Annotated in this window: 18 protein-coding genes and 1 tRNA gene; 14 read left to right on the plus strand and 5 right to left on the minus strand. The window is 73.1% G+C overall.

Annotated features, from left to right (window positions below):
- Positions 1-11 precede the first annotated feature (11 nt).
- Complete coding sequence (locus SHK17_RS01705) at positions 12-404, minus strand: rhodanese-like domain-containing protein (protein WP_322920869.1); 393 nt, start codon at positions 402-404, stop codon at positions 12-14.
- 285 nt (positions 405-689) lie between these two features.
- On the opposite strand from SHK17_RS01705, the gene SHK17_RS01710 reads away from it, so the two are divergent.
- Genes SHK17_RS01710 through SHK17_RS01725 form a run of 4 tightly spaced genes read left to right on the plus strand, consistent with a single transcriptional unit; the run spans position 690 to position 5555 of the window.
- Positions 690-2138, plus strand: coding sequence for a Vgb family protein (locus SHK17_RS01710; protein WP_322920870.1), 1449 nt, complete (start codon positions 690-692; stop codon positions 2136-2138).
- 38 nt (positions 2139-2176) lie between these two features.
- Positions 2177-2815: a dTMP kinase gene (gene tmk / locus SHK17_RS01715; RefSeq protein ID WP_322425688.1), complete on the plus strand. Its 639-nt coding sequence runs from the start codon at positions 2177-2179 to the stop codon at positions 2813-2815.
- A complete protein-coding gene (locus tag SHK17_RS01720) occupies positions 2812-3999 on the plus strand; it encodes a DNA polymerase III subunit delta' (RefSeq protein ID WP_322425687.1) in 1188 nt (395 codons plus the stop codon). The genes tmk and SHK17_RS01720 overlap by 4 nt, the downstream gene beginning before the upstream one ends.
- Positions 3996-5555, plus strand: a complete 1560-nt coding sequence (locus SHK17_RS01725; RefSeq protein ID WP_322920871.1) for an alpha/beta hydrolase — start codon at positions 3996-3998, stop codon at positions 5553-5555. The genes SHK17_RS01720 and SHK17_RS01725 overlap by 4 nt, the downstream gene beginning before the upstream one ends.
- Before the next feature lie 446 nt (positions 5556-6001).
- Here SHK17_RS01725 and SHK17_RS01730 read toward each other — a convergent pair whose 3' ends face one another.
- Positions 6002-6445, minus strand: coding sequence for an OsmC family peroxiredoxin (locus SHK17_RS01730; protein WP_322425685.1), 444 nt, complete (start codon positions 6443-6445; stop codon positions 6002-6004).
- Between the two features lie 128 nt (positions 6446-6573).
- On the opposite strand from SHK17_RS01730, the gene SHK17_RS01735 reads away from it, so the two are divergent.
- The 4 genes from SHK17_RS01735 (at position 6574) to SHK17_RS01750 (ending at position 12136) form a co-directional block, all read left to right on the plus strand.
- A tRNA-Thr gene (locus SHK17_RS01735) sits at positions 6574-6646 on the plus strand.
- Between the two features lie 56 nt (positions 6647-6702).
- Entirely contained in the window at positions 6703-7419 is a 717-nt protein-coding gene (locus SHK17_RS01740) for an SDR family NAD(P)-dependent oxidoreductase (RefSeq protein ID WP_322920872.1), read from the plus strand.
- A 213-nt stretch (positions 7420-7632) separates the two neighbouring features.
- Positions 7633-11313, plus strand: coding sequence for a family 78 glycoside hydrolase catalytic domain (locus SHK17_RS01745; protein WP_322920873.1), 3681 nt, complete (start codon positions 7633-7635; stop codon positions 11311-11313).
- A gap of 130 nt (positions 11314-11443) precedes the next feature.
- Positions 11444-12136, plus strand: a complete 693-nt coding sequence (locus tag SHK17_RS01750) for an NADPH-dependent F420 reductase (protein ID WP_172269138.1) — start codon at positions 11444-11446, stop codon at positions 12134-12136.
- A 25-nt stretch (positions 12137-12161) separates the two neighbouring features.
- Here SHK17_RS01750 and SHK17_RS01755 read toward each other — a convergent pair whose 3' ends face one another.
- A complete protein-coding gene (locus SHK17_RS01755; RefSeq protein ID WP_253943040.1) occupies positions 12162-13226 on the minus strand; it encodes a phosphatase PAP2 family protein in 1065 nt (354 codons plus the stop codon).
- A 225-nt stretch (positions 13227-13451) separates the two neighbouring features.
- Positions 13452-14336 carry a helix-turn-helix transcriptional regulator gene (locus tag SHK17_RS01760; RefSeq protein ID WP_322920874.1) on the minus strand — a complete coding sequence of 295 codons (885 nt, stop codon included), beginning with the start codon at positions 14334-14336 and terminating at the stop codon, positions 13452-13454.
- A gap of 111 nt (positions 14337-14447) precedes the next feature.
- Here SHK17_RS01760 and SHK17_RS01765 point away from each other — a divergent pair, with 111 nt between their 5' ends.
- The gene (locus SHK17_RS01765) at positions 14448-14981 is read left to right on the plus strand and encodes a cyclophilin-like fold protein (protein ID WP_322920875.1); all 534 of its coding nucleotides are present in this window, start codon (positions 14448-14450) and stop codon (positions 14979-14981) included.
- Positions 14978-15574 carry a DapH/DapD/GlmU-related protein gene (locus SHK17_RS01770; protein WP_322425678.1) on the plus strand — a complete coding sequence of 199 codons (597 nt, stop codon included), beginning with the start codon at positions 14978-14980 and terminating at the stop codon, positions 15572-15574. Before SHK17_RS01765 ends, SHK17_RS01770 begins: the two co-directional genes overlap by 4 nt.
- Before the next feature lie 15 nt (positions 15575-15589).
- Here SHK17_RS01770 and SHK17_RS01775 read toward each other — a convergent pair whose 3' ends face one another.
- Entirely contained in the window at positions 15590-16006 is a 417-nt protein-coding gene (locus SHK17_RS01775; protein WP_322920876.1) for a helix-turn-helix transcriptional regulator, read from the minus strand.
- A 76-nt stretch (positions 16007-16082) separates the two neighbouring features.
- On the opposite strand from SHK17_RS01775, the gene SHK17_RS01780 reads away from it, so the two are divergent.
- The 4 genes from SHK17_RS01780 to SHK17_RS01795 all read left to right on the plus strand — a co-directional run bounded on the left by SHK17_RS01780 (position 16083) and on the right by SHK17_RS01795 (position 21739).
- Positions 16083-18833 (plus strand): alpha-L-rhamnosidase C-terminal domain-containing protein, encoded by a 2751-nt coding sequence (locus SHK17_RS01780; protein ID WP_322920877.1) that lies wholly within the window; start codon positions 16083-16085, stop codon positions 18831-18833.
- A gap of 93 nt (positions 18834-18926) precedes the next feature.
- Positions 18927-19961, plus strand: coding sequence for a LacI family DNA-binding transcriptional regulator (locus SHK17_RS01785; RefSeq protein ID WP_322425206.1), 1035 nt, complete (start codon positions 18927-18929; stop codon positions 19959-19961).
- Positions 19962-20019: 58 nt separating this feature from the next.
- Positions 20020-21291 (plus strand): MFS transporter, encoded by a 1272-nt coding sequence (locus SHK17_RS01790; RefSeq protein WP_322920878.1) that lies wholly within the window; start codon positions 20020-20022, stop codon positions 21289-21291.
- Positions 21292-21382: 91 nt separating this feature from the next.
- Positions 21383-21739, plus strand: a complete 357-nt coding sequence (locus SHK17_RS01795) for a VOC family protein (RefSeq protein WP_322920879.1) — start codon at positions 21383-21385, stop codon at positions 21737-21739.
- The last annotated feature ends 48 nt before the right edge of the window (positions 21740-21787 follow it).

The raw sequence follows: 21787 nt of genomic DNA on the forward strand, positions 1-21787 counted from the left end.
CGCTCGAAGCGTCACCGCGGGAGTGCCACCGGCAGCCCGGCGGCCTTCCACGCCCGGAAGCCGCCGACGAGGTCGGTGGCGCGGTGCACCCCGAGCCGCTGGAGGGTGGCGGCCGCCAGGCTCGAGGAGTAGCCCTCGTTGCAGACGACCACGACGTGAAGGTCGTACGACGCCAGCGGCAGGCGCGCCTCGCACGCCGGGTCGAGCCGCCACTCGAGCACCGTGCGCTCGACGACCAGGGCTCCGGGCAGCTCGCCCTCGGCCATCCGGTTGGCCTCGGGACGGACGTCGACCAGGACGGCGCCGGCCTGCTGCGCGGCGAGCGCCTCGGCGGGGGAGAGGCGGACGAGGTCCGCACGTGCCTCGGCCAGCAGGTCGTCGATGGTGTGGGACGCCGTCGCCATGGCTCCATCCGACCAGCGGCGGCCGGGTGGTCGCCACGCCTGAACGGGGGTGCCGGCCGAGCGGACGAACGGACCCAACGGTCGCGATCGCGGGCCCGCCGGGCGTACGGTCGCGGGGCGTCGGGGCGTACGGTCCGTTCGTCGTGCCAACCGGTGCGGCCGCAGGGCGCCGAGAGTTCATCCCATCGTCACTGTTCCCGCGGCCCGGCTTCTCGCTACCGTGACCGCCACGGTGTGACCGCGTGGTCATGGGGGGCACGCGCGCCGCGGACGAAAGCGACCTCGATGGCCATCCCAGCCCGGACCGCCCTGCTCACCGCCCTCGCCCTGGTCGTCAGCCCGCTGCTGCTCGTCACCGGTACGGCGCCCGCGCACGCCGCCGTGTCGGTGTTCCCGGTGCCGACGAGCAACGCCGAGCTGGGCCGGATCACCACCGCGCCCGACGGCAGCATGTGGTTCCTGATGAGCGACGCCAACAAGGTCGGTCGCATCACCACCTCAGGGCAGATCCAAGAGTTCGCGCTTCCGCCGACCGACTCGAGCGTCGACGGCCCGGCCAAGGGTCTGGACGTCTCGCCGGACGGCTCGGTGTGGGTCACCACCGACCACGGCAGCAACCTGACTCGTCTCTCCAGCACCGGGCAGCTCCTCGCCGACTGGACCTTCCCCAACTACGACGGCTGCGTGAGCACGTGTCCCTACGGCGGCGAGGTCAGGGTCGGCCCGGACGGCACGGCCTGGGTCACCATGAACTACGGCAGCTCGTTCATCGTGAAGATGACCCCGTCCGGCCAGCTGACGGCCTACAACAACTCGCCCGAGTGCGACGACGTCCTGGGGGAGGCCGCCGACGGGTCCATGTGGTGCCAGAACGGCAGCTCCTCCGGACAGGACACGATCACGAAGGTGAACGCCGACGCGAGCGGGGGGACGACCTACCCGCTGCCCAGCGACGCGACGTACCCCAACGGGCTCGCCGCCGGCCCGGTCGGCTCCATCTGGTTCACCCGCAGCAGCAGCGGGACCATGTTCACCAGCCCCTCGCGGGGCTCGATCGGCTACCTCGACCAGGCCAGCGGCGCGACGAAGATCTGGCAGACCGGGTCGCGCTCCGCCCCCACCGACCTCGTGCAGGGGCCCGACGGCCAGATGTGGTTCACCAACGTCGGCGCGGCGCCCGGCATCGGGCACATCGCGGCCAACGGCGTCGGCGCGATCAGCTCGGTGGGCAACTACGAGCCCACCTCGCTCACCTTCGGCCCCGACGGGGCGATCTGGTTCACCGACAGCAAGAACAACGCGATCGTCCGGGTGACCACCGACCAGCTCGGCGCCACCAACGTCGACCTCGGGGACGGCGTCACGATGCTCGCCCCCACCGCCCCGACCCCGCCGCCGCCGGCCCCCGCGGTCGTCGGCAGCGTGCCGAAGGTCAAGGGCGTCACGACCGTCAAGCGTGGCAGGCTGAAGGTCCCGGTCACCTGCCCCGCCGGCGCGGCAGCCGGCTGCACCGGCGCACTGCGGGTGGAGCTGGCCAAGGGCGGCAAGGCGCTCGCGAAGCCGCGGGCCTACCGCGCCGCCGCCGGCACGAGGGCGAAGGTCGCGGTGAAGCTCTCCGAGAAGGGCCTCAAGCGGCTGCGCCCCGGCCGCGTCGTCGAGGTGCGGGTCGAGCTGACCGCGCCGGGTTCAGCGAAGGTGGTCGCGAAGCGGACGATCAAGGTGCGCCGAGCCTGAGCGGGGGGCGTGTCCCACCCCGCCCGTAGGGTGTGCGCGTGAGCGAGGGCGTGTATGCGGAGCGGGGACTCTTCGTCTGCTTCGAGGGCGGCGAGGGGGCCGGCAAGTCGACCCAGTCGCGCCTGCTCCGCGACTGGCTCGTCGAGCAGGGCCGCACCGTCCTGCTCACCTTCGAGCCCGGTGACACCGCGGTCGGCAAGGAGCTGCGCCGGATCGTGCTCGACCCGGCGACCGGCGACCTGTCCGACCGCACCGAGGCGCTGCTCTACGCCGCCGACAAGGCCGAGCACGTCGACCACGTCGTGCTGCCCGCGCTCGAGCGGGGCGAGGTCGTGATCACCGACCGCTACGTCGACTCGACGCTGGCCTACCAGGGGGCCGGGCGCGCGCTCGACGTCTCCGAGGTCGAGGCGGTCGCGCGCTGGGCGACCGGCGACCTGCGGCCCCACCTCACCGTCGTCCTCGACCTCGCCCCCGAGACGGGGCTCGACCGCTTCACGGGCCGCGACCGCATCGAGGGCCAGTCGCTCGCCTTCCACCAGCGCGTGCGCCAGGGGTTCCTCGACCTCGCCGCCGCCGACCCCGACCACTACGTCGTCCTCGACGCGCGGGCGTTGATCGACGAGATCGCCGCCGCGATCCAGGCCCGTGTCGCGCCCCTGCTGGAGGACGCGTGACCAGCCCGGCCGGGAGCGGGACGCGCACCGTCTGGTCCGACCTCGTCGGCCAGCGCTCCACCATCGACGTCCTCCAGCATGCCGCAGCCGGGCAGGGCATGACCCACGCGTGGCTGATCACGGGCCCGCCGGGCTCCGGCCGCTCCAACGTCGCCCTCGCGTTCGCCGCCGCGCTGCAGTGCCGGCTCGGCGGGTGCGGTGAGTGCAGCGACTGCCGGTCCGTGCTGGCGGGCTCGCACCCCGACGTGAGCGTGACCCGGTCGGAGACGTCCACGCTCTACATCAAGGAGGTCCGCGAGCTGGTGCAGCGCTCGGCGCTCGCGCCCTCCCACGGCCGCTGGCAGGTCATGGTGATCGAGGACGCCGACCGGCTCGGCGACCCCGACCACGCCCGCGGCACCGGCAACGCCCTGCTCAAGGCCATCGAGGAGCCCACGCCCAAGACCGTGTGGCTGCTCTGCGCGCCGACGGTGCGCGACGTGCTGCCCACGATCCGCTCCCGCTGCCGCACCCTCACCCTGGCCACGCCCGGCACGTCCGACGTCGCCACCTTCCTGGCCCGCACCGACGGCGTCTCGGAGACGCTGGCGAGCTTCGCCGCCCGCGCGAGCCAGGGCCACATCGGCCGGGCCCGGGCCCTCGCCCTCAACGAGGAGACCCGGACGCGTCGGCGCGAGGTGGTCAGCATCCCCGCCCGGCTGACGTCCCTGGGCTCGTGCATGACCGCGGCGACCAACCTCGCCGAGCTCGCCAAGGAGGAGACCGAGGCGATCACCGCCGAGGCGAACGCCGCCGAGGTCACCGAGCTGCAGTCGGTCTTCGGCTCCGAGCGCAAGGACATCACCTCCCGGGCCTACCGCGCCGCCCTCGCCGACCTCGAGCGGATGCAGAAGCAGAAGGCCAAGCGCCGCGTGCTCGACGTGATCGACCGGGCGCTGATGGACCTCGTCTCGGTCTACCGCGACGCCATCGCGCTGGCCGTCGGAGCCCCCGGCATGCTGGTCAACGAGGAGCTCCGCGGCGACGTCGCCGTCGTCGCCCGCGCGGCCTCGCCCGACCAGGTCCTGCGCATGATCGACGCCATCTTCACCGCCCGCGAGCAGATGCTGGAGTTCAACGTGCCGCCGCAGCTGGCGCTGGAGTCGATGACGGTCGCCCTGCAGCTCCCCGGCGGGCGCCAGTGAAGCGCGTCGTCGCCCTCGTCGTCGTGCTGGCGGTGGTGCTGGTGACCGTCGTGGCGGTGGGGCTGTCGTTCCGCGGCGGCGACTCGTCGGCGCGCTCCGGTCCTCCTCCCACGCCGTCCCCGACCACCCCGCCGCCCGCCTCGGTGACGGAGCCGCCCGAGCCCGCGCTCGCCGACGTCTACTCCCAGCGCATCGACTGGCAGCCGTGCGAGACCAACGCCGACCAGGAGTGCGGCCTCCTCGAGGTCCCGGTCGACTACTCCGAGCCGGGTGGCGAGTCGATCGACCTGGCGCTCCTGCGCGTCCCGGCGAGCGGCGCGCGCCTCGGCTCCCTGGTGGTGAACCCGGGCGGCCCCGGCGCGCCCGGGACGTCGTACGCCGCCGCGGCCGGGCAGGTCTTCCGCGAGCCGCTCCTGCAGGCCTTCGACCTCGTCGGGTTCGACCCGCGCGGGGTCGGCCGGTCGGCGCCGGTCGACTGCCTCAGCGACGACGAGCTCGACGTCTACCTCGCCGGCGACCCGACGCCGGACACGCCTCAGGAGCAGGCCGACTACCGCACCTCGGTGCTGACCTTCGGCGACAAGTGCGCGCAGGGGTCCGGCCCCGTCGTCGGGCACGTCACCACGACCGAGGCGGCGCGCGACATGGACGTGCTCCGCTCTGCGCTGGGCGAGGAGACGTTGACCTACTTCGGCGCCTCCTACGGCACCAAGCTGGGGGCGACCTACGCCGAGCTCTTTCCCGAGCAGGTGGGCCGCTTCGTGCTCGACGGGGCGGTCGACGTCTCGCTCGACCCCCAGGAGCTGTCCCTCGAGCAGGCCACCGGCTTCGAGACCGCGCTGCGCGCCTACGTGCAGAACTGCCTCGACTCCACCGACAACTGCTTCCTCGGCGACAGCGTCGAGGAGGGCCTGGCCACCATCACCGGTCTGCTCGACTCGCTCGAGGACGAGCCGCTGCCGGCCGGCGAGCGCGAGCTGACCGTGGGGAGCGCGTTCTACGGCATCATCACGCCGCTCTACAACCGCGACTACTGGTTCCTGCTGAGCACCGCGCTGGCCTCCGCCCTCGACGGCAAGGGCTCCGCGCTGCTGCAGCTCGCCGACGCGTACGCCTCCCGCAGCGGCGACGGGACCTACCTCGACAACTCCGTCGAGGCCAACTACGTCATCAACTGCCTCGACGACCCCGCGGCCGTGCCGTTCGACGAGGTGCCGTCGCTCTTCCCGGCCTTCGAGGAGGCGTCCCCGACGTTCGGGAGGGTGTTCGCCTGGGGGACGGCCGGCTGCCGCGGGATCGGCCTCGAGTCCAGCGAGGAGCCGCTGACCATCCGCGGCGAGGGTGCGGCGCCGATCCTCGTGCTCGGGACCACGCGCGACCCGGCCACGCCGCTGAAGTGGGCGCGGGCGCTCTCCGCCCAGCTCGAGTCGGGCGTCCTCGTCGAGCGCGACGGCGACGGCCACACCGCCTACAACGCCGGCAACGCGTGCATCGACGCCGTCGTCGAGGACTACCTCACCGAGGGGGCCGTCCCCGACGACGGGACGACCTGCTGAGGGCCGCTGGCGTTCTGACGCGCCGAGCGGGCACTTCGTGCCGGTCTGACGCGCCGAGCGGGCACTTCGTGCCGGTCTGACGCGCCGAGCGGGCACTTCGTGCCGGTCTGACGCGCCGAGCGGGCACTTCGTGCCGGTCTGACGCGCCGAGCGGGCACTTCGTGCCGGTCTGACGCGCCGAGCGGGCACTTCCTGCCGGTCCGACGCGCCGAGCGGGCACTTCGTGCCGGTCTGACGCGCCGAGCGGGCACCTCCTGCCGGTCTGACGCGCCGAGGGGGCACCTCCTTGCGCGACGAAGTGCCCGGTCGAGGTTCGGGACGGGCAGGAAGTGCCCGGTCAGGCCTCGGGACGGGCAGGAAGTGCCCGGTCGGGGCAGCCCCACGTCATACGGACCCGCACCCACGGGTGCCGGTCCGTATGACGCCAGGATGCGAGGCCGAGGGCCTCAGCCCTCCAGGGCTGCGTCGAGCGTGATGTCGACCGCGGCCAGCGCCTTGCTGATCGGGCACCCGGCCTTGGCTTCCTCGGCGGCCTTCTTGAAGGCCGCGTCGTCGAGGCCGTCGACCTCGCCGCGGACCTTGAGCACGATGCCGGTCAGCTTGAAGCCGCCGGCCTCCTTGTCGGGGCCGAGCGTGACGTCGGCGGACACGTCGAGCGACTGGACGGTCCCGCCGGCCTCGGTCGCGATGTTGGACAGCGCCATGGCGTAGCAGGCGGAGTGCGCGGCGGCGACGAGCTCCTCGGGGCTCGTGGTCCCCTGCGCGTCGTCGGCGGCACGCTTGGGGAAGCTGACGTCGAAGGTGCCGGCGCCGGAGCTGGAGAGCTCGACCTGGCCGGATCCGTCCTGGAGTCCGCCGTTCCAAGCGGTGCGTGCGGAGCGAGTGGGCATCGTGCCTCCTGTGGTGAGGTGGTGCGGTCGCTCCGAACCTAGCCGGTCGGGCCCACCCCGGATTTCGGTCCCAGTGGGCGCCATCCGTATAGTTGCCCGCGGTCCGCCGAGCACTGCTCGAGGGCTGCGCCGCCTTAGCTCAGTCGGTAGAGCGAGTCACTCGTAATGACTAGGTCGTCAGTTCGATTCTGACAGGCGGCTCTGACTCCCCCGGGGACCCGAGACCCTGGGGGAGTCTTCTACGTCAGACTGGTGGCATGAGCCTCGTCCTCGTCACCGGTGCGTCCACCGGGCTCGGCCTCGCGACCGTCACCGCGCTGCTCGACGCCGACCACGACGTCGTCCTGCACGCCCGCAGCGCCGACCGCGTCGAGGACCCCAGCGTCCTCGACCGCGTCGCCGGCACGGCGTACGCCGACCTGGCGGACCTCGACGCGACGGTGGGGCTCGCGGGTGAGCTCGACGGGTTCGGCCGGTTCGACGCGGTGGTCCACAACGCCGGGACGATGGACCGGTCGCTGGCGACGGCGGTCAACGTCGTCGCGCCCTACGTCCTGACCGCGCTGATGCGGCCGCCCGGACGGTCGATCGTGCTGAGCAGCGGCATGCACCGCTCCGGCACGACGGACCTCCGGCGGGGCGGGAGCTACTCCGACACCAAGCTGTGGGTCACCGCCCTGACCATGGCGCTGGCCGGGCGGCGACCGGGGACGCTGTCGCACGCCGTCGACCCGGGCTGGGTGCCGACGCGCATGGGCGGGCGCAGCGCCCCGGACGACCTCGTGGAGGGCCGCCGCACGCAGGTCTGGCTCGCGAGCGCGCCGGAGGAGGAGATCGAGCCGCGGACCGGCGGCTACTGGCACCACCACGAGAGCCGCGAGCCGCACCCCGCCACGCGTGACGCCGCCTTCCAGGCGAGCGTCCTGGAGCGCCTCGAGGGACTGACCGGGGTGCGGATCGACGACCGGGACTAGGGACGTCCCCCACCGGCCCGCGCCGGCCACCGAGCCAGCAACGGTGGCCCACCTGAAACGCTTCATGCGGAGCGGGGCTGACTCGAACCACCACGGGTGACCGATTCCGGTCACCGAGGCCGCGACGGTTGACACGTTTCAACGCGGCGACGGAAGGTGTGTGAGCGGCGTCACGTGCCGCGTTGGAGTCCACCACCTCGGAGGTAGCAGTCCATGAACGACCCGACATCCAGGTCACGCCGCCTCGGCGTCGCCCTGGCCGCATCTACCGCGCTGGCGCTCAGTGCCTCGGTGTGGCCCGTCAGCACGGCGAGCGCCGCGGACGGCACCCGTCCCACCGCGCCGGAACGGCTGGTGGTCGACGACCTGGCGGCGCCGCTGGACGCCAGCACCCGGCCCCGCTTCGGCTGGCTCCCGCAGGACGTGGACGCCAACGAGGTGCAGACGGCCTACCGGATCCAGGTGAAGGATGCCGAGGACCGCATCGTCTGGAGCTCCGGCCGGGTGATGTCGGCGCAGCAGTCGTACGTGCCCTACGGCGGCCCCGAGCTCGAGCCGGGGGAGGCCTACACCTGGCGCGTGCGCACCTGGGACCGCGACGAGCGCCACTCGCCGTGGTCGGCGTGGACGCCCTTCGAGACCGCGATCGGTGACGACGACTGGGGGCAGGCCTCCTGGATCCGGCGTCCGCCCGGCAACCCGGACGCCCTCGCGATCAGCACCGTGGACGGCCGGGGCCGGGTGAGCGGCGGCAACGTCTCGCTGGCGAAGCCCGGGACCGAGTGGACCGACTACGTCGTCACGATGGACGTCACGCCCGTGAGCCGCGCCGCGGCAGTGGTGTTCCGCGCGCCCGACAGCGCGACGGGCTACATGTGGCAGCTCCACGCCAACGACAACGCCATCAAGACCCACCGCATGGTCGCGGGTGCCTTCCCGACCGACGCGCGACGGACGGTCCCCCACGTGATCGACCCCGGTGTGACCTACGAGCTCAGCATCCGCGTCGAGGGGCAGACCTTCCAGACGAGCATCGACGGCCAGGTCGTCGACACCTGGACCGACCCCTCCGCCACCGGGTCGCGCGCGGGGACGATCGGCTTCCGCCAGGCCAGTGGCGAGGTCGCGGACTTCGACGACATCGAGGTCACCTCGCTGGACGGCGCCACCGCGCTCTTCTCCGAGGAGTTCTCCGGTGACCTGTCGCAGTGGGTGCGCGGCTCGACGACGCAGGAGGCCGACGAGAGGACGTACGCCCGCACCGAGGTCGACGTCCCGGCCGGCCGGATCGTGAGGGCCCGCAGCTACCTCGCGGCGAGCCACACCGCCGAGCTCTACCTCGACGGCCAGCGCGCCGACCGGATGAGCAACTACGGCTACCCCGGCGAGGGCTACTACCAGGTCGCCGACGTCACCGACCTCGTCACGGCGGGCGAGCGCCTGTCGGTCGGCGCCCACCTCCACTGGCTCAGCGGCGGCCAGGGACGCGCGGCCGGCGTCCCGGGCCTGCTCGCTCGCGTCGTCGTGGACTACGCGGACGGGTCGAGCTTCGTCGTCACCACCGACGGCAGCTGGAAGGTCCGCCGCGGACCGTTCGTCCTCGTCGGCACGCGCAACGGCGAGGGGCTCTACGTCGAGCACCAGGACGGCCCGGCCGCGCGGGCGATCGGCGCCTGGACCGAGGTCGGGTACGACGACAGCAGCTGGTCCGACGCCGTCGTGGTCGGACAGCACCCCACGGCGCCGTTCACCCACCTCGAGCCCCAGCAGACCCGCCTCACCGAGACCGTCGTGCGTCCCGAGCGCATCCTGGTGGCGGCCGACGGGACCCCCGTCGCCGACTTCGGCAAGGTCGTCCCGGCCCGTCCGGCGGTGCACTTCGACCAGGGCGTCGAGGGTCGCGTCGTGCAGATCCGCGCGAGCTACGGCCTCGCGGAGGGCGGCCGGGTCTCCACCAGCGGCGTGGACACGCAGGGGACCAACATGTCCTTCCCCTACACGCAGGTCGCCGGCGAGCAGGACTACCGGGCGTTCGGGCACCTCGGCTTCCGCTACCTCGAGATCCCCGGTGCGGAGGAGGAGATCACCGTCGACGACGTCAGCGCCACGGTCGTCACCACCGCCTACCCCGAGGGCGGCACCGCGACGTTCGACTCCTCGGACCCGACCCTCGACGCCGTGTGGGACCTCATGGCCCGCTCGCTGGAGTACTCCGTGCAGGAGACCTTCGTCGACACCCCGACGCGTGAGCAGGGCCAGTTCCTGCACGACACCGTCAACATCTCGTACGGCCTGATGGCCAGCCACCACGAGCGCGCGGCGACCCGGCAAGCGATCCGCGAGTTCATGCTGAGCCAGCAGCGCTACTGGAACGCGGGCAACGACGCCGGCCGCTACAACGCCGTCTACCCCAACGGCGACGGCAAGCGCGACATCCCCGACTTCACCGAGGTCGTGCCGGACTGGATCTGGCGCTACTACATGGAGACGGGCGACACCGCGGTCCTCGAGGACACCTACGACGAGCTCGCCGCGACCGCGGGCTACGTCCGCCGTCACATCGCCACCGCGGGAGCCACCCAGGGACTGGTGACCCGGCTCTCCGGTGGCAGCGGCCAGTACCTCCACGGCATCGTCGACTGGCCGGCCCACGGCCGGTTCGGCTACGACATGGCGGCCGCCGCCCGCACCACGGTCAACGCGCTCGGCGTCGACGTGCTGCGCAAGGTGGCCCTGGTGGGCGAGGCGCTCGGCCGTCCGGCCGCGGAGGTGCAGTCCTACCGCTCCGACGCGGACGCACTGGCGGCCCGGATGAACGCGACCCTGCGCCGACCGGACGGCACCTACGTCGACGGGCTGCTCGAGGACGGCTCACAGAGCCCGCACGCCGGGCAGCACGCGACGTCGTACGCCGTCGCGCTCGGGATCGCCCCGGCAGACGACCTGCCGCGGCTCGGTGCGCACCTCGGTGCCATGGGAATGAAGCAGGGACCGATGACCGCGCACTGGCTGGTCGAGGCCCTGGCCGACTCCGGCCGGGACGAGGACCTGCTCAGGCTGCTCACCAACGAGGAGGACTACGGCTGGGCCGGCTGGCTGGCCGACGGTGGCACCTTCACCCCCGAGTCGTGGGAGCTGAGCGGGTCGGCTAACAGCGCCTCGCACGGCTGGGGCTCCCGCTCGATCGTCCACCTCCTCGACTCGGTCCTCGGCATCGAGGTCACCGCTCCCGGCGGCAAGGAGCTGCTCGTCACCATCCCGGGCACCGGCCTCACGCACGCCGAGGGGTCGCAGCTCACGCAGCACGGCCGGGTCTCCTCCGACTGGACGCGTTCGGCGGCCGGCACCACGCTGACGACGACCCTGCCCGTGAACACCACGGCCGTCGTGGAGCTCCCCGCCCCGACGGGCGAGCAGTACGTCGTCCGCGGGCCGGACGGAGCCGAGGCGCAGTTCCTCGGAGCAGCCGACGGCGTCGTCCGGTACGAGGTCGGGTCGGGCAGGTGGACCTTCGAGACCTCACCCGCGACACCGACCGGGACGCCGTCGCCGACCGAGACGCCCACCCCGACCACGACGCCCACCACAACGCCCACCCCGACGCCCACCCCCACCCCCACGCCCGTCGTGGAGCCGTCGGTGCGGGTCGAGCCGGGGACGGTGCGGGCCGGGAAGAAGCTCAAGGTCGTCGGCCGCGACGTCGCGGTGCGCCGGGTGGGCATCACGCTCGGGGGACGCAGGCTCGCCTCCGCGAAGGTCGAGGACGGGCGCTTCGCCGTCCGCACGGCGGTGCCGAAGCGGCTGAAGGGCAGGCTCGTCCTCCGGGTCCTCGACCGGGACGGGGAGGTGCTGGCCAGGACCACCGTGCGGGTGCTGAGGGCGAAGAGCCGGTAGTCGCACGTCTGACGGGTCGCCGAGGGGCCGCGCCGACAGGTGCGGCCCCTCGTGGCGTCCTCGCAGGGTCCTTGGTGGCGTCCTCCGGGCTCGCCGGAATGAACACCCGGCCGCGCCCGTTCACCCCACCATGACGACCATCGGACTCATCGGCAGTGGACACATCGGCAGCACGGTCGCCCGGCTGGCGGTCGATGCCGGGCACGAGGTGGTGCTGAGCAACAGTCGCGGCCCCGAGACGCTCGTCGACCTCGTCGCCGACCTCGGTGACAGCGCGCGCGCCGCGACGGCCGCGGAGGCCGCCGAGGCGGGCGACGTCGTCGTGGTCACCGTGCCGCTGAAGGCCTACCGGCAGGTGCCCGTCGAGCCGCTGCGCGGCAAGGTCGTCATCGACACCAACAACTACTACTCGCAGCGCGACGGCCACATCGCCGAGCTCGACGACGACTCGACCACGAGCTCCGAGCTCCTCCAGGCCCACCTGCCCGACTCGCACGTCGTGAAGGCCTTCAACAACATCGCAGCTGCGCACCTCGGCAGCCTCCAGCGCCCTTCGGGCGACCCGGAGCGCTCCGCCCTGGCGATCGCCGGCGACGACGCCGCGGCCAAGGAGGCGGTCGTCGCGTTCCTCGACTCCATCGGCTACGACGCCCACGACGCCGGGCCGCTCGCCGAGGGCTGGCGCTACCAGCCCGACACCCCGGCATACGGTCAGCCGTACGTCGCTCCGGGCGCGCAGGACTTCGCGACGGGCACCCGGCGGGCCACCGCCGACGACCTGCGCGCGGCTCTGGCCGCGGCGGTGCGACGCCGCGACACCTGACGCCTCGGGTCCGCGCCGGCCGGGCCTAGGAGCTGCTGACGCGCTCGGCGGGTCGCACCGGGTCCAGCCGGTGCCCCGTGGCCCAGGCCCCGATCCGGAACGCCGCGATCGCGATGGCCACGCCCGCGAGGTCGTCGGCGATGTAGTGCCAGCCGAAGTAGAGCGTGGCCACGACGGTCGCGGCGAAGTTGAGCCAGAAGACGGTGCGGATCGTGCGGTTCGCGATCGTGGCGCGGGCCATCAGGGCCCACAGCAGCGCGATCGCGGTGTGCAGGCTCGCGAACCCGGCCACGCCCTGGTAGTCGCCGTCGCCCCAGAGGAAGCCCTGCCGGGCGTGGACCAGCGAGTCCATGAGGTCCGATGTGCCGTTGGGCGTCAGGTCGGTCGTCAGCCAGGGGTACATGATCCCCGGCCCGAGCGTGGGCAGCAGGTAGTACGACGCCGCGCCGAGCGTCCAGGCGATGCCCTGCGCAGTGACGAACCACCAGCCGTAGCGGATGTTGGTGGACCACACCAGCCAGACGGTGACGAGGATGGCCACGAGCGGGATGTAGGTGAGGTAGACCGCCGACAGCAGGTGCGCCACCACGCCGGTGCCGAGGACATCCTGGAGCACGGTGGCCGGGTCATGCCCGAGGAGCAGCAGCCGGTCGAGCACCCTCAGCTCGCGGTCGTACTTCACGTCGCGCACCAGCGGCAGCACCGACTTGAGGTTCCGGTAGGACACGTAGATGACGTAGAACGCCGAGATCCCCACGACGACGAGCCGCAGCCGCGGACCCGTCCAGTGGGTGCGCAGCCGGTGGCGCACCGCGTCGACCGTGCGCACCGGGTCGAGGCGGCCCTGCCACAGCGCGCGGGGCAGGAGGTCGGCCACGATAGCCGCCGCGCACAGCACCGGGAGCCGCACCCACGACGGCCCGAGGAAGCTGCCCTCGGGGTCGGCGATCGGCCGGTCGAGCAGCAGGCTCGCGGCGAACGCGAGGGCGCCGATGACGAACGCGTTCGCGACGAGGAAGGTCGAGGCGCGCCGGGGCATGGAGTCCGTGGTCGCGACGGCCGCGGCCTCGTGCTGGGTCGTCACTGCCATGACGGTGCGCTCCTCTCGGACGAGCGGTGGGCATGGGACTGCTAGCGCGGTTCGAGGTGTGCCGGCCGGGTGCCGCGACCGGGCGCAGGCACTCGACGCACCCGCCGTCCAGCACGCGGTGCTCGCACGTGCGCCGGACATGCAGGGGGAAAGACAAGTGTGCCCGAGACGGCCAAGGGCAGGCGAATGCGCGCTCCTCCGGCCGCGCCTGATCCGGTCGGAACGTCAGCGCGACCCGGGCACCTGCTCGGACGCCACCCACGACGCCAGCAGCCGGAGGCGCTCGGCGGAGGGGGAGCCGGGCTCGGCGGTGTAGACGAGCAGCACCAGGCCGGGCTCGGCGGTGACCGCCAGCTCCTCGTAGGCGAGCGTGACCTCGCCAACGACGGGGTGGGCGAACCGCTTGGTGCCCGCACCGTGCGTGCGCACGTCGTGGTCGGCCCACAAGCGGCGGAACGTCTCGCTGCGGGTGGACAGCTCGCCGACGAGGTCCTGGAGCTCCCGGTCGTGCGGGTCGCGTCCCGCCTCGGTGCGCATGATCCCGACGCACATCGCGGCGAACACCTCCCAGTCCGGGTAGAAGTCGTGCGAGGCGGGATCGAGGAACTGGAAGCGCGCGAGGTTGGGTGTCCGTCCCCTGCCCTGCTCGCCCTCGCCGATGACAGGGGAGTAGAACGCGCGGCCCAGGGCGTTGGTCGCCAGCAGGTTCTGGCAGGGGTCGCGGACGAGGGCGACCCCGTCGGTGACGGCGTCGAGCGCCCACCGGAGGCTCATCCGGGACGCGGCGCGGGCCGGCGTACGCCGCCGCGCGCGGCTCGAGGCGGGGATGCCATCGGCGGCGCGGGCGAGGTCGAAGAGGTGGGCCCGCTCGGTCTCGTCGAGCTGCAGTGCGCGGACCAGCGCCTCGAGCACGCTCGCGGAGGCTCCGGCGATCTGGCCGCGCTCGAGCCGTGCGTAGTACTCCACGCTGAGGCCGGCGAGCGTGGCCACCTCGCTGCGCCGCAGGCCGGGCACCCGGCGCGAGCCCGTGGTCGCGAGCCCGACCTGGTCCGGGGTGATGCGGGCGCGGCGCGTGGTGAGGAACTCGCGCACCTCCTGCCGGTTGTCCACGCACCGAGCGTAGGCCGGCCGGGGCGGCGGCGGGCGCTCGAGAGGTGTCCTGTCAGTACGCCCCTCGGCAGGGACTCCCTCACTGACGTCCTGACGCGTTGACTCGCTGTCGTGACGACCCGCGACCCCGTACGCGCCCCCGGCGCGCGCCTGGTGGCGGTCGCCCTGGCGGCGACGCTCGGTGCGTGCGGCGGCGGAAGCACCGGGTCGAGCACCGCGCCGAGCGGGCCCACGGGCGCCGACGACCCCACGGCCAGCACCAGACCCACCCCCGACCTCACGGAGGACGACATGCAGGTCCGCATCACCATCGGCGACCGACGATTCACCGCGACCCTCGACGCCAGCGCCGCAGCCGCCGACCTCCTCGCGCAGCTGCCGGTGACCGTCGACATGACCGACCACGGCGGTGTCGAGAAGACCGGACCGTTGCCGGCTCCGCTGTCCCTCGACGGCCAGCCGGACGGCGCCGACCCCGACGTCGGTGACCTCGGCTACTACGCGCCGGGCCACGACCTCGTCCTCTACTACGGCGACCAGTCCGCCTTCCCCGGCATCGTGGTCCTGGGCCGCCTCGACGGAGACGCCGCCGCGAGGATCGCCGAGATCGACGGACCGGTCATCGCGACCGTCGAGGCGGGGTGAGCGCCGTGCAGCTGCAGGACTTCCTCGACCACGTCGCGACCGGTGCGGTCATCGCGGGCGGCTCGGAGCACCACGTGTTCATGCACCACGCCGCCCAGGACGCCTTCCGGATCACCGCCGAGCTGAACGCGGGCTACCGCACGCCCGAGGAGGTGCGCGCGCTCCTCGGCCGGCTCACGGGCCGGCCGGTCCACGAGTCGGTCACCGTCTTCCCCCCGTTCCACAGTGAGTTCGGCAAGAACCTGTCCCTGGGCGAGGACGTCTTCATCAACCTTGGGTGCCGCTTCCAGGACACCGGCGGCATCACGATCGGGGACGGCACCCTCATCGGTCACGGCAGCACCGTCACCACGCTGAACCACGCGGTCGACCCGCACCGGCGCGCCGACATGGTCCCCGCTCCGGTCGTCATCGGGCGCAAGGTGTGGCTCGGCGCCGGGGTGACCGTGGTGCCCGGGGTGACGATCGGCGACGGCGCCATCGTGGGAGCCGGTGCCGTGGTCACCAGGGACGTGCCGCCGGACGTCGTCGTCGCCGGCGTCCCGGCGCGTCTGGTCAGGGCGACCGGTCACGACGTGAGCGCTCCGGGCTAGACCTGGCCGGTGCGTTCAGATCACACCGCGGCGCACGGCCTCCACGATCACCTCGATCGTGGTGTGCACACCGAGCGAGTCCCGCAGCACCCCCAGGCGGCGGTCGACCGTGGAGGGGGAGCACCCGAGTCGCGCGGCGACCTCGGTGCGCGGCGTGCTGCGCGCCAGCAGCTCGACGATGGCGACGTCACGGCTGTTCCACCGCGGAGGAACGCCCGCGGCGTTCGGCTCGTCCGTCGGGGCCCCAGCGCCGTCCGCGCAGGCGTCCGGACGTGGTGAAACGATCAAGTGGACGTCGTCCCGGATCCGCATGTCCTGAGTGGACGGCACCGGGGCCGGCAGTGTCAACAGGGAATGGACTGGCGGGGTGAAGTGACCGGTTCTCTTCACTTGCAACGTTTCAACGATGGTGCCTACTGTGATGGCCATCACGCGGTCCGGCTGCGGGCCCACCACCGTCCCGCGAAGGGTCCGGTTGGGTGTATCGGTCAAACACTGGAGATGACACATGTCGAAGTACTCACTGCGACGACGCGGTCTGCGCGTCGCTTCCCTGGCCACGTCGGCGCTGCTGGTGGCGGGGGGACTGTCGCTCGCGACCGGGAGCAGCGTCGGTGCCGGTGCCTCCGCGGCGGCCGACGGCGCCGCGGACTCGTGGGCGAGGTACGTCCTCGGCCCCGACTCGCCCCAGGTCTACCCGACCGCCTTCGCCGACCCGCGCGGCGACGTGACGCGACCCGAGGCGCTGGTCGAGCGCAACGGGTCCATGACCCTGACGACCCGCCCGGGCGAGACCCCTGCGTCCGTGGTGCTGGACTTCGGCAAGGAGATGAGCGGCGTCCCGTTCATGGACGTCGTCAGGACCACGCCGGCGACGCCAGGCGGTGCCGCCCCGACCCTCCAGGTCGTGACCGGGGAGGCCCGGTCCTTCCTCCGGCGCGCCGCCGCCACGGCCGTCTCCGCGAACACCCCGGCGGGTGCCACGGTGATCCCCGTGGCCTCCACCGCAGGGCTCGAGGTGGACAGCGAGGTCGTCATCGGCACGGGCGAGGCCGCGCAGCGCCGCACGATCGTGGCGTTCCTGCCCAACGCCGTCCCGGGTCAGGGCGCCGGCACCATCACGCTCGACCAGCCGCTGACCGCTCCGGTCACCGGCCCGGTCCCCGCCTCGGGCGGCAACCCGTCGGTGCCCGGCACCCCCGTCACCAGTTCCGCGCTCGGCCCGGCCTCCGACGAGAACCCCGGCCAGTCCCTCGTGGGTGGCAACGACTACCTCACCCCCACCGGCCCGGGCCGCGTCGAGGCCGGCGCGCACCCCGGCTTCCGCTTCGTCATGCTCACCCTGCAGACGCCCGGCACGCTGGTGCTGCGCGACCTCGGAGTGGACTTCCAGGCCTACCGGGCGACGGCGAAGGACTACAGGGGCTGGTTCGAGTCGAGCGACGACGAGCTCAACCGGCTCTGGTACGCCGGCGCGTACACGCTGCAGACCAACCTCAAGCTGCCCGGCCTGCGCGGCCTGCCCGACGGCCGCATCTACGACGGCGCCAAGCGCGACGGCAGCATCTGGACGGGCGACCTCATCATCCAGGGCCCCACGGCGATCAGCACGCTCGGCGACGTGGGTGAGCAGTACGTCAAGTGGTCCCTCGACGAGCTCATCCGCGAGCAGCGTGCGGACGGCCACCTCCCCGGCTCGCCCGACTTCAACAAGGGCCGGCTCAACACCAACCCCGCCAGCGGTCCCAACGCCCCGTACGAGGTCGGGCAGGGTGCGCCGATCTACTACTCGGTCAACTACTCCGGCTACGGCGCGCGGTCGATCATCGACTACTACCGCTACTCCGGAGACGAGGCCTACGCACGCCAGACCCTCGAGGACGTCCGGGAGGCGGTGGCCTACAACCAGCGGTTCCTCGACACCGAGAAGAACCTCATCGCGCCGCGCAACCCGGCCAACCCCGAGGACCCGAACTACACCCGCGGCGACCGCGACTACTTCCAGTCCTACATGCCCGGCTACGTCACGAAGTTCAGCATCGACTACTACATCCTCCTCCGCGAGATGGCGTGGTACGAGCGGGAGATCGGCTCGGCAGCCAGGGCCGCCGACTACGACGCCACGGCCGACCGGATCAAGGCTGCCGTGACCAGCACGCTGTGGAACCAGCGGCTCGGAGTCTTCGGGCAGAGCGACCTCAAGCCGGACCTCGTCGCGGGTGACGTGAACGGCCTGGCGCTGCAGTACGGCTTCGTGCCCAAGGGCCAGCAGGGCCGCGTGCTCGAGGCGCTCAAGGTCAACTGGAACCCGCACGGCGCCATCATGGGCGAGGGCCTCGTCGACCCCACCGGGCACACGATCGAGCCCTTCGGCATCGGCATGGAGACCGGCGGCCGACTGGCGGTCGACGACACCGCGGGCGCGTTCGACCTGATGCGTCGCACGTGGGGCACCATGATCGACCCGGCCAACCCGCTCTACACCGGCACGTTCTGGGAGTTCAAGAACACCGAGGGCGGCGTCAACCGGACGACCGCCAGCCTGGCGCACGGCTGGGCCGCCTCCCCGACGGTGCAGCTGACCGAGTCGGTGCTGGGTGTCCGGCCGGTCGGCCCCGGCTACTCGACCTGGACGGTCAAGCCGCACCCCGGGGACCTGGCCTTCAGCCGGGGCGTGGTCCCGACCGAGACCGGCTCCATCGCCGCCTCGTGGAAGCAGGACAAGCAGGCCGGCACGTTCAGCATGCAGCTCGACACGCCCGCGGGCACGTCCGGGACGGTGGCCGTGCCGGTCGAGGCCGACTCCGTCGTCCGCGTGGACGGCCAGCCCGTCTGGGTCGCCGGCACGTCCGTGGCGCGCAACGCCACGCTCGCGGACGGCTACGTCACGTTCAACGCCGGGAGCGGTGCGCTCGCCGTCACCGTGGCGCCGCAGGGTGCCGGTCCCGTGACGCCCCCGGTCGGCAAGGCGGACTCCGAGGTGAAGGTCAAGGTCAAGCCCGGCAGGCCGAGCACGACCGAGCGGGCCAAGGTGAGGATCAGGGTCCGCTCCACCGGTGACCCCCGCGGCAAGGTCACGGTCCGCGTGGACGGCCGGCTGGTCAAGAAGGTCCGGCTCGACGGCTCCGGCAGGGCGTCCACGCGCCTGCCGCGGCTGAAGGCCGGCACGCACAGGGTCGCCGTCGCCTACCCGGGTGACGAGGCGATCGAGCCGAGCCGAGGCAGGGCGACCGTCAAGGTCGTGCGCCGCAAGCGGTGAGGTCCGTCGGGCGGCGGCGGGAGCTCGGCTCCCGCCGCCGCCCGCGGCCGTGCAGGCGGTCGGAGGAGTCGCCGACCGTACGATGTGCGCGCCATGTCCGATGCCCGCGGTCCCTCCACCATCCGCGACGTCGCCGCGCTCGCAGGCGTGTCGGTGACCACGGTGTCCAACTTCTTCAACCACCCCGAGCGGATGACCGCGACCACGCGTGACCGCGTCGGCGCCGCCGTCGCATCGCTCGGGTTCTCCCCGAGCGACGCCGCCCGCAGCCTGCGGCGCGGGCGCAGCACGGTCGTCGGCTACATCTCCTTCGAGCTCGCGAGCGCGCGCACGCCGGCGATCACCACCGCGATGGGCGACCGGCTGGCGCAGGCGGGGATGCACCTCCTCTCGGCCGTGGACGGCGGGGACCCCGCCCGGGAGCGCGCCTACCTCGAGCTCTTCGAGAGGCAGCGCGTCGCCGGGCTGGTGATCACCCCGGTGACCGACCTCGAGCCCGAGCTCGCGCGGCTGCGCCGGGCCGGTCTCCGCAGCGTGCTCAGCGCGCAGCGCGCCACGAGCCCCGAGCAGCCCTCGGTCTCCATCGACCACCGCCACGGCGGCCGCCTCGCCGCCAAGCACCTCCTCGCGACCGGGCGTCGGCGGCTGGCGTTCGTCACCGACACGCTGGAGCTGCACCAGGTCTCCGAGCGGTTCCAGGGCGCGATGGCCGCTGTGGCCGAGCACCCCGACGCGACGCTCGAGGTGGTCACCTGCCCGGAGCGTTCGGTGGCGGGGGGCGAGGACGCGGCGGCACAGCTGCTGCGCCGGCCGTCGACCAGCCGTCCCGAGGGCGTGTTCTGCGTCAACGACCTCGTCGCGCTCGGGCTGTGCGGGGGACTTCGGCACGCCGTGTCGGTGCCGCAGGACATGGGCGTGGTCGGTTACGACGACATCGAGTTCGCCCGTCTCGGCGCGGTCCCGCTGACCACCGTCAGCTCGCCGCAGGAGAGGCTCGGCGTCGCCGTCGCCGAGCTGCTGCTCGCCGAGATCGCCTCCGGCGGCGCGCGGGACGACGAGCCGCGTCCCCGTCAGGTGGAGCTGGAGCCCCGGCTGGTCGTGCGCGCCTCGACCACCGCCGCCCCGTGACGCCGCCGGCGACCGCGACCGCTCGGGCCGCCGGGACGACGACCTCGTCGATGTCGCCGTGAACCCGGCGCGCGCACGGCACCCGCGACACGTCGAGCGGCTCGTCCTCGTGGCGGGCTCCGCCTCGCTCCTCGACAGCGCGGCGATCATCTCCGTCGGCTCGGCGCTGCCGCTGTGGCGCTCGCAGCTCCGGCTCGACGACGTCGAGGTCGGGGTCGTCAGCGCGACGATGACGATCGCCATCGCGCTCGGCGCGCTCGCGGGAGGCTGGCTGGCGGACCGCCTCGGGAGGCGTCGCGTCTTCACGACCACCGTCGCGCTGTACGCCGTCGGGGCTGCGCTGGTGGCCCTGGCGGGCTCCCGGACCGGCCTGGTCGCCGGCGTCGCGGTCCTCGGTCTCGGGTCGGGGGCCGACCTGCCCGCCTCCATCGCCCTGGTCGCCGGCCGGGTCCCCGCACGGCTGCGCGGGCGGATGGTCGCCGCCACCCACGTCATGTGGACCGTGGGCATCGTCCTGGCCAGCGCCGCTGCGTTCGCGGTCTCGCCGTTCGGCCTCCCCGGCATGCGGGCGGTGTTCGGCGCCCTGGCGCTCGGGGCCCTCGCGACACTGGCGGCGCGGCGACGCGCCGTACCGCCGGACCTGGACCCGGACCTGGGCCCGGACCCGGGCGCGGCAGCCGGGCCGCGCACCGGCGCGGGGGAGGTCGCCGCAGCGCCGGTCGCCCGGGGCGACGTACGCGTGCTGGTCGCCGTCGCGCTGTTCTACCTGCTCTACACGCTGGTGGCGAACACCTTCGGCAGCTTCCGCACCTACCTCCTCGTGACGGTGGGTGACGCCAGCCAGGCGGGGGCCACCGCCATCTCGTTCGGCATGACACTGGTCGGTCTCGTCGGCACGGTCGCCTTCAGCGCCATCGCGGACTCCCGGTGGAGGCGCACGGTGTATCCGTTCGCCGCGGTGGCACTCGTGTGCTCGCAGGCGATGCTCTCCCTGACGGTCGGCCAGTCGCTGTCTGCGACCGTCGCCGCGCTCGTCCTCTACGCCCTGGCCTATCCCTACGTCGGCGAGGGCCTCTACAAGGTCTGGGCGCAGGAGTCGGTGTCCCCGGCGGCGCGGGCGACGTTCCAGGGCGCGACCATCGCCGGAGCCCGCGCCGCCGCCGCGCTCTTCGCCCTGGTCACGCCGTCGCTCCTCGCGGATGACCCCGCGGTCCTCTTCTGGCTGCTCACGGTGATCGCCGCCGCGGCGGTGCTGGTCGGCCGGCGGTCCCCTGAGCGGCCCTCCGCCGGCCCGGCCGCTCGGAGCACGCGAGGCGTCCCGACCCCATAGCCATTGGGGGGATTTGTCGGCCCGCGGCCTCGGGCATCGTCGAGGACGTCAACGATCGACATCCGCGAGCACACACCGCAAGGAGCACCACATGGTCAACGGAATCGCCACGGTCTGGGTCCCGGTCACCGACATGGACAGGGCCGTCGCCTACTACCGCGACGTCCTCGGGCTGTCGCTGAAGTCGCAGAGCGAGGACTGGTCCGAGCTCGAGACCGACGGCCTGGTGATCGGCCTCAACGCGCGGGAGTCCGCCACCAGCTCGGACGGCGGTGGTGCCGTGATCTCGTTCCAGCCCGACGGCAGCATCGAGGACGAGCGGGACGAGCTCACGTCGCGGGGCGGCGAGCTGACCGGCGAGATCTCGGAGCACCCGTGGGGCCGGATCCTCCCCTTCAGGGACAGCGAGGGCAACGACCTCCAGCTCTACAGCCCGCCCGCCGACTGACGGATCGGCCGGCGACGGCCGACCCCAGGCGTGACGCAGCGCGACGAC

The sequence above is a fragment of the Nocardioides renjunii genome (assembly GCF_034661175.1).
GTDB lineage: Bacteria > Actinomycetota > Actinomycetes > Propionibacteriales > Nocardioidaceae > Nocardioides > Nocardioides renjunii.

Coding starts and splice junctions, on each gene's coding strand:
- SHK17_RS01745 (WP_322920873.1), top strand. CDS start 7,633: ATGAACGACCCGACATCCAGGTCACGCCGCCTCGGCGTCGCCCTGGCC.
- SHK17_RS01795 (WP_322920879.1), top strand. CDS start 21,383: ATGGTCAACGGAATCGCCACGGTCTGGGTCCCGGTCACCGACATGGAC.
- SHK17_RS01740 (WP_322920872.1), top strand. CDS start 6,703: ATGAGCCTCGTCCTCGTCACCGGTGCGTCCACCGGGCTCGGCCTCGCG.
- SHK17_RS01785 (WP_322425206.1), top strand. CDS start 18,927: ATGTCCGATGCCCGCGGTCCCTCCACCATCCGCGACGTCGCCGCGCTC.
- SHK17_RS01755 (WP_253943040.1), bottom strand. CDS start 13,226: ATGGCAGTGACGACCCAGCACGAGGCCGCGGCCGTCGCGACCACGGAC.
- SHK17_RS01710 (WP_322920870.1), top strand. CDS start 690: ATGGCCATCCCAGCCCGGACCGCCCTGCTCACCGCCCTCGCCCTGGTC.
- SHK17_RS01705 (WP_322920869.1), bottom strand. CDS start 404: ATGGCGACGGCGTCCCACACCATCGACGACCTGCTGGCCGAGGCACGT.
- SHK17_RS01750 (WP_172269138.1), top strand. CDS start 11,444: ATGACGACCATCGGACTCATCGGCAGTGGACACATCGGCAGCACGGTC.
- SHK17_RS01780 (WP_322920877.1), top strand. CDS start 16,083: ATGTCGAAGTACTCACTGCGACGACGCGGTCTGCGCGTCGCTTCCCTG.
- SHK17_RS01730 (WP_322425685.1), bottom strand. CDS start 6,445: ATGCCCACTCGCTCCGCACGCACCGCTTGGAACGGCGGACTCCAGGAC.